The 6368-nt window shown below is 60.6% G+C and carries 7 protein-coding genes and 1 pseudogene; 5 read left to right on the top strand and 3 right to left on the bottom strand.

Annotation, left to right across the window (positions count from 1 at the left end; genetic code table 11):
- Positions 1 to 492 (top strand): SDR family oxidoreductase (locus EOC06_RS30280; protein WP_128309521.1); only part of this gene is annotated, 492 nt, incomplete at its 5' end.
- Between the two features lie 129 nt (positions 493 to 621).
- Here EOC06_RS30280 and EOC06_RS30275 read toward each other — a convergent pair.
- A complete protein-coding gene (locus EOC06_RS30275) occupies positions 622 to 1383 on the bottom strand; it encodes a GNAT family N-acetyltransferase (protein ID WP_127268847.1) in 762 nt (253 codons plus the stop codon).
- A gap of 195 nt (positions 1384 to 1578) precedes the next feature.
- Between EOC06_RS30275 and EOC06_RS30270 the strand changes: the two genes are divergently transcribed.
- Positions 1579 to 2265 carry an RNA methyltransferase gene (locus EOC06_RS30270; protein WP_128309520.1) on the top strand — a complete coding sequence of 229 codons (687 nt, stop codon included), beginning with the start codon at positions 1579 to 1581 and terminating at the stop codon, positions 2263 to 2265.
- Between the two features lie 114 nt (positions 2266 to 2379).
- On the opposite strand, the gene EOC06_RS30265 is transcribed toward EOC06_RS30270, so the two are convergent.
- Positions 2380 to 2868, bottom strand: coding sequence for a RidA family protein (locus tag EOC06_RS30265; protein ID WP_128309522.1), 489 nt, complete (start codon positions 2866 to 2868; stop codon positions 2380 to 2382).
- Between the two features lie 189 nt (positions 2869 to 3057).
- Here EOC06_RS30265 and EOC06_RS30260 point away from each other — a divergent pair, with 189 nt between their 5' ends.
- The 3 genes from EOC06_RS30260 (at position 3058) to EOC06_RS30250 (ending at position 5019) form a co-directional block, all read left to right on the top strand.
- Positions 3058 to 3744: a TetR/AcrR family transcriptional regulator gene (locus EOC06_RS30260; RefSeq protein ID WP_128288699.1), complete on the top strand. Its 687-nt coding sequence runs from the start codon at positions 3058 to 3060 to the stop codon at positions 3742 to 3744.
- 131 nt (positions 3745 to 3875) lie between these two features.
- Positions 3876 to 4076, top strand: coding sequence for a hypothetical protein (locus EOC06_RS30255; protein ID WP_128309519.1), 201 nt, complete (start codon positions 3876 to 3878; stop codon positions 4074 to 4076).
- Complete coding sequence (locus EOC06_RS30250) at positions 4048 to 5019, top strand: SDR family oxidoreductase (protein WP_128309518.1); 972 nt, start codon at positions 4048 to 4050, stop codon at positions 5017 to 5019. The genes EOC06_RS30255 and EOC06_RS30250 overlap by 29 nt, the downstream gene beginning before the upstream one ends.
- Here EOC06_RS30250 and EOC06_RS30245 read toward each other — a convergent pair.
- Positions 4982 to 6368, bottom strand: a pseudogene (locus EOC06_RS30245) (sarcosine oxidase subunit alpha family protein); the annotation flags it as partial. The gene EOC06_RS30250 and the pseudogene EOC06_RS30245 overlap by 38 nt on opposite strands.

Raw genomic sequence — 6368 nt, 5'->3', positions numbered from 1 at the left:
GGCCTGCGCCAACGCCTGACCGGCAAGATGTTCGACATGCTGTTCGTTAACGCCGGAACGACGAACAACGAGACGGATACGGTCGGGCAGGTGACGACCGACGAATTCATCCGGGTCATGCTCACGAACGCGCTGAGCCCGCTGCGCGTGATCGAGAGCCTCGATGACTTTGTCGAGGCGTCCGGGTTGATTGGCGTGATGTCGTCTGGACAGGGCAGCGTCTGCAACAACACGACCGGCATGCGCGAGGTCTACCGCGGCAGCAAGGCCGCCTTGAACCAGTATATGCGCTGCTACGCAGCCCGGCACGCGGGCGAGGCCCGTTCGATGGTCCTGATGGCGCCGGGCTGGGTTCGCACGGAGTTGGGCGGCCCGGGCGCACGGCTCACCATCCAAGAGAGCATTCCCAGCCTTGTGAACGTGCTCCTCGCAAAACGGGGAAACCCCGGCCTGGAATATCTTGACTATCTCGGCCGCACCGTTCCCTGGTGAAATCGCGGGCTGTGATGAAGTTCATCGGCATCGAAGATGTTAAGCTAGGCCAGCTGTTGTAAAAGGAGAGGGCTCTGACCACCGATCAAGCTGAAATCCACTATAAATCAGCATGATGCGAATAAACCCTCATACGGTCTTCCGGCTCCTTGACGCAAATATCAGCAGCGTTCCGATCCGCTCGTAGCCCATCCGGGGATAAAGCAGCGCCCCGGCGTGGGTTGCAGCCAGCGCCGAGTACCTCGACCCACGCGCCCGATCGTCGTGCAACATTCTCGACATCAAAGCCTGGCCAATGCCGCGACGCCGGTGCGACGGCTCGACATACATGCTCGAACACCATGTGGCTCCCAGGGCATCAAGGCTGCGTACGCGCCCAACGATATCGGCGCCATCGACTGCCACATACTGACGGAATGGCGCGCTGTCGCCGAGCAAATCGTCTGGGATCGGCTGCCTGCGGATGATCTTTCCCAACTGCGCCGCCCGTTCGGCTGTCTGCACGCGTTCGATCGAAGCAACCGCCGGCGGGCTGGGAATGCGGCGCAGTCGGTGGACGAAAAAGCCTTCGGTCCGAAGCAGCCGGTAGCCGAGAGCTTTGTAGGCAGTTCGTGTCGGCCCGTCCGGATCCTCGTGCGCGATCATAACGGAAATGGCAAAGCCCGGCCGTGCATGCTGCCGCACGATGGCATCGGCCTGTTGAGCGGCGACGTCATGGACGACCCATTCTTCGCCGCGGTAGTCGCGAGGATTCTTGCGCTCGGCGTCGCGCATCAGCCACAACGGCCCAACACGGCGGGCCACGTAAGGAAAGGTGCGGCTTCTGTCGGCACTGAAGCCATGCACGAACACTTCGATCGCCGCTTCGATCCCGCTGTTTGCCATCTTCATTTCGACAGCCTAGGGTTGGCTATCCGCTCAAGGCAATACGCCACGAGCGCTCAAGCCTATGAGAATCAGCGGCAATTTACAGTTCCTGGCCCATGCGTCAGTTCCATAATCTATCTTATGCGACTTCCTGATGTGGCGGCGATAGAGTCGCCACGGGCCTTGGATTCAGATGCGCCTCTGGTAAGAACCTCTCTCATGGAAACCCTTGAGGCTCAGAAACCCAGAGTATCGGTTCGCAAGCGTGCGGCTGCGGTCAAATCGTTTCGCTGCAAGAACTTGGTAGCCGTTGTCGAAGATCCGAATGATATCAGGAACATCGGAACGGTAATTCGAAACGCAAATGCTCTCGGCGTTGAAAGAGTCTATATCGTCGATCCACGCAAAGCACTTCCTGATGACTGGCAGCAAATGCGCCAACGGAAATCGCTTTCGGAAACGTCTGTATCAGCCGTCAAATGGACGTTTGTGAAACGATTCGACAGCACTGACGCCTGCCTCAGCCATCTGGAAAAACATGGCTTTGTGTCCGTCGTCACCTCGCCGCATATAAAGGGAAAGACCAGCGTTTTCCTGCACGAGGGCGATTATACCCAGCACACCAAACTCGCTGTCTGGTTCGGTAATGAGAAACGGGGCATCAGCACCCTCGCGGTCGAGCGCAGCGAGATGTGCGTAGCAATTCCAATGTTCGGGATGATCGAGAGCCTAAACCTCGGAACCAGTTCGGGTATCGTACTCTACGAAATCGCGAAACAGCGACGCGAGTATCAGAGCAAATACCGCCGCGGTAGACGGAAGGGAAAACGCGCTGAGCCACTACCTACTGTAATGCGTCGCGAAATTGGCGGCTTTGCTTCGAGCGAAACCGAAGGACAGACCTGAGCTGACGCGAAGCTCAACCGACCGTTGGCCGGCTCTACTTCCGTATGGTGGCTCCGAATGTGCGGCTGTCGGCGGCACGCTCGACCCGTTTCAGTTTGTGGGGCGATCTCGCCCCTACTCCAGAATGACCACGGCTTCCACCTCGAAAAGCATGGGGTCGATTGCAAGCTTGGCAACGGGAACCAGTGTCTGCGCCGGCAGCGCCTCGCCGAACATGTCCTTGACGTTCCTGGTCAACACATCGAGCTTGGACATGTCGTGGTCGACCACGAAGACCGTGAGCTTCGCCACCTGATCCGGCCTGGCGCCGACGCCCTCGAGCGCCGCATGCAAATTTGCGTAGGCCTGCTTAACCTGGACTGCGAAATCGGGTGACAAGGCTCCTGTGCTGTCTTGGCCGCCCTGCCCGGAGATGTAGGCAATCCGAGCTCCGCGCGGTGCGATCACGGCGGTGCTGTAGCCATTCGGCGACGGGTCGTAGAGCGTCTGTGGATTGACGATGGTCAGCTTGAGGTCGTTCCCAGTCGCTGTAGCCGCAGCGGAAACTGCCATGGTCATGATGATTAGCCCTCCGGTAAGCAGATGCTTGATTGCGCGTGACATGATTTCTCCTGGCTCTGCTGACCGCGAATAAACGCACTCGCGGCCGGCATGAACTTTAACCAGATCGCTCATACGATGAATCGTGCGATGTACGAGTCATCGTATGGTACGTCGTACTAGTCAAGCGATCAGCGTCGACATTCCTGACGGTGCCTGCCAAAATCGACGTTCGGCCAGCAAGGAAGACAGATGGCAGCCAAACCCCGCAGTGCCAGCAAACGATCGCAACGGACAAAGCTTCCACCCATGCAGGAAGCGAGCAGCGAGCCGCCGCTGTCTCGAGAGCGTATCGTGGCGATCGCGGTGGAACTGCTGGACGCCCAGGGCATAGACGGATTGACAATGCGTCGGCTGGCGGATCGCCTTGGCTCGGGTGTGATGAGCCTGTACTGGCACGTCGACAACAAGGAGGATGTCTTTGATCTGGCACTCGATTCGGTGCTCGAATATCGCGGATCGCCTGAAACAGGTGAGTCTCCGGACTGGCGCGGAGACGTCGTTCATATGCTCGAAAACTGGCGCGCCAGAATGTTGCGCCATCCTTGGTCGGCATCGCTGTTGCCGCGACGGGCGCTTGGCCCGAACATCCTCAGTCGCCTGGAAATGCTGAGCAAGACCTTGTCCAGAGCCGGTGTTGCGGACGCGGATCTCAACGCTGCGATTTGGTCGCTCTGGAACTATGTGATGGGCGCCACCCTCACCCGGGCAAGCTTCGACCTCTCGGAAGAAGACAGAGCAGCCGCGCAGCAGCGTCTTACACGTCTCAGCGAACACTATCCGACAATCGAACGCTCTCGTCTGCTGTTGGACAACGATTGGGACGGCACTTTCCGAAAAGGCCTGGACTTCCTGCTCGATGGCCTCTCGCCAAGATAGATTCCGGCGGCTACGCCCGGAGCAGACCGGATGGCGCTGCTTTGCGCACGCCAGTTTGACGCAATAGCTCCCAATCCACATCATCACATTTGGCTCGCTGCCAAGGCGGCACAGGCAACGGGCAAGCCCGGGTGCTCGACCCCATCGGCGGCGGTGGCTGGCACGGCTGCATTGCAGCTGAATTGGTGCAACTGGCGATGTCGTTGTTACGCATTGCCAAACGCTGGCCGGAATCTCTCGATCTTTTGCGCAAACCTTTTTGCCTGACATGCGTTGTTTCCTCTCCAAGCCAAGGAGACGATCATGCAGATGAAGTCGGAAATAGCCGGTGAAGCGGCAAAGCAGCGCCATATCCAACGTGGCGTCGATGCCAAGGACAAGTCGAAAGGCGATGGGAAGCAGCAAGGCGCCATGCAGGCTGGCGCCCGTGAATATCCCGAGCCCCCCTTCCCCGAGCAACATCAGCCCAAACCGGGGCACGAATGGGCGCTAGAGCCGGAGCCGCTGTACGATGCGCCCTACTATCTCGGATCGAAAAAACTCGACCAAAAGGTAGCGCTCATCACGGGCGGCGATTCCGGCATCGGCCGCTCGGTGGCGGTGTTGTTCGCCCGCGAGGGCGCCGACGTCGCGATCGTCTATCTGACCGAGGACAAGGATGCTGAAGAGACCAAATCAGCGGTGGAAAAGGAGGGACGACGCTGCATCCTGGTCAAGGCCGATGTCAGCGAACGCAGCCACTGCCATAAGGCGGTCATGGAGACCGTTGAAAAATTCGGCCGCATCGATGTGCTGGTAAACAACGCTGCGTTCCAGATCCATTCCAGCGATTTCGGCGAGCTGACCGAAGAACATTTCGACACGACGCTGAAGACCAATCTTTACGGCTATTTTCATATGGCGCAGGAAGCGGTGCCGCACATGAAGCCCGGTTCGGCGATCATCAACACCGGTTCGGTAACCGGCATCGACGGTTCAAAACAGCTGGTCGACTATTCGATGACCAAGGGGGGCATCCATGCCTTCACGCGGGCCCTGTCGGGCAATCTCATCGGCAAGGGCATAAGGGTGAATGCGGTCGCACCGGGTCCGGTGTGGACGCCGCTCAATCCGTCGGACAAGGAAGCCGACGACGTCTCCAAATTCGGCGCGGACACGCCGATGAAACGACCCGCGCAACCGGAAGAACTCGCGCCAGCCTATGTGTTCCTCGCCTCGCCGCACTGCTCGAGCTACATCACCGGCGAGATCCTGCCGGTCGTGGGAGGATACTGAGGATGGCCGGCCAGATCACGTCGAGGAAATATTCCAGATGCTGCATCACCTTGCCGGCATTGGCCGTGGTGGTGGTCATCAGGAAATCCTGTTCGCCGAGCCGCCAGGTGGTGCCGTCGTCGAAAGCAAGGCCGTCCTCGCGCAGCATCAGACCGTAGCGGGCCTTGCCGACGGCCAGCGTCGAAAACATGTTGGTGTAGACGCGGTCGAGGAATGCGGCGGCGTCGGGGCCCTGCACGGCAATCTTGCCCAGTGTCGAGACATCGACGATCCCTGCGCTTTCGCGCGTTGCCTTGGCCTCGCGCACATAGGCCTGCTCGACCGTCTCGCCGGCATGGCCGTAGATCATCGGGCGATACCAGAGGCCGGCGGAATACATCGTCGCGCCGTTGGCGAGATGCCAGTCATGCATCGGCGTCAGCCGTTCGGGCTTCAGGTCGCCAAAACGTTCCGCCGCCAGCGAGCCGATCGACACCGGCGCAAAGGGCGGCCGGAAGCGCGTCGTGCCGACTTCGGGGATGGGCTTGCCCAGGGCTTCGGCCATGATGGCAAGGCCGGGCACGTTGGAGCTCTTGCCCTGGTCGGTCGCCATGCCGAGCGTGGTGTAGCGTTTCAGATGCTCGACCGAGACAAAGCCTTCCCGGTGCGCCAGCCGCACGTCCTCTGCCGTCACGTCGTGCTGGAAGTCGACAAAGCTCTTGCCCTTGGCCCTGATCTCGAACACCGGTGCCGGATCAGGATCGCCGGGCACGGCTTCCACCACCGGCAATACAGAAGGCGCGCTGGGGCCACCGGCTGCGGCAAGGCCCGCGGCGCGGCCTTCGGCGATGGCTTCGGCGGTGGAGAAACTGCCGGTGAAGGCGCCGGCACCGATCCAGCTCTGTGTTGGCTTCGGCGGCAGGAAGGCCCGCCGCGCGGCATTCCATTCCGCCTTGGCGCCGGCCTGGCTGGCCAGATGGATGGTCGGCGACCAGCCGCCGGACATCAGCAGGCAATCGGCGTGGATACTGCGGGCATCACCTATGAGTGCGCCATTGGCCATATCGAAGCGTTGCAGTTTGAGGCCGGACAGCGCCTTTCCGCCTTCGGTGGCGACGACGGCATGGCCAGCGAAGATCTCGGCCTCGGCTTCCGCGGCCAGCTTGCGCATCTCCGGCGAAAGTTCCGGCCTGACATCGGCGATGGCGACGACCGCGGCACCGGCCTTCTTCAAGGCGACGGCCGCCCGATAGGCGCTGTCATTGTTGGTGAACAGCGCGATCCGCTCGCCCGGCAGCACGCCGAATTCGTTGGCATAGCGCTCGGCTGCATGCGCCAGCATCACGCCTGGCCGGTCATTGCCGGGGAAT

The organism is Mesorhizobium sp. M7A.F.Ca.MR.362.00.0.0 (genome assembly GCF_004023175.1).
Taxonomy (GTDB): domain Bacteria; phylum Pseudomonadota; class Alphaproteobacteria; order Rhizobiales; family Rhizobiaceae; genus Mesorhizobium.
The sequence above is the reverse complement of the archived record's forward strand: the minus strand, read 5'-3'. Positions and strand labels throughout refer to the sequence as shown.